At 56.1% G+C, this 1,517-nt stretch carries 1 protein-coding gene; it reads left to right on the top strand.

The annotated features are described in order from the left end of the window. Window positions 1-1,329: transposase (locus ABIE59_RS19940; RefSeq protein WP_354449543.1), on the top strand; the 1,329-nt coding region annotated here is incomplete at its 5' end. Window positions 1,330-1,517: the final 188 nt, after the last annotated feature.

Genomic DNA, 1,517 nt, shown 5'->3' with positions numbered 1-1,517 from the left:
ATGCAGTGGTGCTGCGAGACCAACATCATCTTCAAGGCGCTGTCCTGCGATACCGTTCCGCATTTCACCACCTTGGCCAAGTTCGTCAGCAGCCATTCGGATGAGATCGAGGAACTGTTTGAACAGGTGCTCCTGGTGTGCCACGAACAGGGCCTATTGGGTAACGAACTCTTCGCCATAGACGGCTGCAAGATGTCGTCGAATGCAGCGAAGGAATGGTCCGGCACCTTCAAAGAGCTGGAAGAGAAGCGTGCCAAGTTGCGACGGCTGGTTCGCCATCACCTCAAAGCCCATTACGAGCGGGACGAGGCAGATACCGAAGCCGAGCTGGACCGGGATATCCGACGAGCGAAAACCATCCTCTCGCTGGATGAGGCCGCGAAGAAAGTCGACCGCTTCCTAAAGACGAACCGCCCAAGGATGGGCCGGGGGAAGCGGAGCAAGGAAGTGAAGAGCAACCTAACCGATAACGAAAGCGCCAAGATGACCACCAGCAAGGGCACGATCCAGGGCTATAACGGGGTCGCCACGGTGGACAGGAAACACCAGATCATCATTGACGCTCAGGCCTTTGGTGAGGGCCAGGAACACCACACCCTGCAACCGGTGCTGGAAACCGTCGAAGCCCGTTACAAAAAGCTGGGCATCGCCAAGAGCATCTACCAGCAAGGCACGGTCGTCACAGCCGACACCGGCTTCGCCAACGAAGCCAATATGAAGTACCTGCACGAACGGCAGATCAACGGCTACGTGCCGGACAACCGATTCCGCAGCCGGGATCCGAAGTTCCAGAATCAGAAAGACAAGTACGGCAAGCGTCATCAGAACCTGCCGGATACTGGCTGGAAGAAAACCATCCCAGCCAGTGAGTTCCAGTTCGATCCTGTGAACCTGATCTGCATTTGCCCGGCGGGCGAAAGCCTCAAATACCACGGTACCCGGGCAGACCAGAACGGCCAGAGCCGAGCCTATTTCCAAGGCCGTTTGCTGCAATGCCGTCACTGCCCGAAGAAGCGCCAGTGCATGCAGAATCCAGAGGCCGCCAATCATAGGAAAGGCAAAGGCCGGCAGGTCTCCTTCGTCATCGAGAACAAGCGCCAGCCCAACTACACCGACTGGATGAAACACCGGGTGGATAGCCCGCAGGGAAAAGAGATTTACAGTCACCGAATGTCGGTGGTGGAGCCGGTGTTCGGCAACATCGGCACGAACAAGGGTCTTAACCGCTTCAGTTTGCGGGGCAAGAAGAAGGTGCAGGGCCAGTGGCAGCTATACTGCTTGGTGCACAATATTGAGAAGCTGGCGAATTACGGGCGGTTAGCGGCGTGATACCGGAAGTGGCCCGTTTGAGAAGGAGCTTTCTGGAATCAGGCAATACCGGCACCTAGCGCGTCGGAGAGCGAAATACAGGTTCTCGACTTAGAATCGGAATCATCGGTCAGTGATGGCCGCGACAAAAATTACAAAAATCAGGCGGTAGGCAGAGCTCAAAATTGGGTTTTTCTACAGCCTCGTTA

Origin of the sequence: Marinobacter sp. MBR-99 (assembly GCF_040547575.1) — a bacterium.
In the GTDB taxonomy this organism is placed as follows: domain Bacteria; phylum Pseudomonadota; class Gammaproteobacteria; order Pseudomonadales; family Oleiphilaceae; genus Marinobacter.
This window is presented reverse-complemented; position numbering and strand designations above follow the sequence as displayed.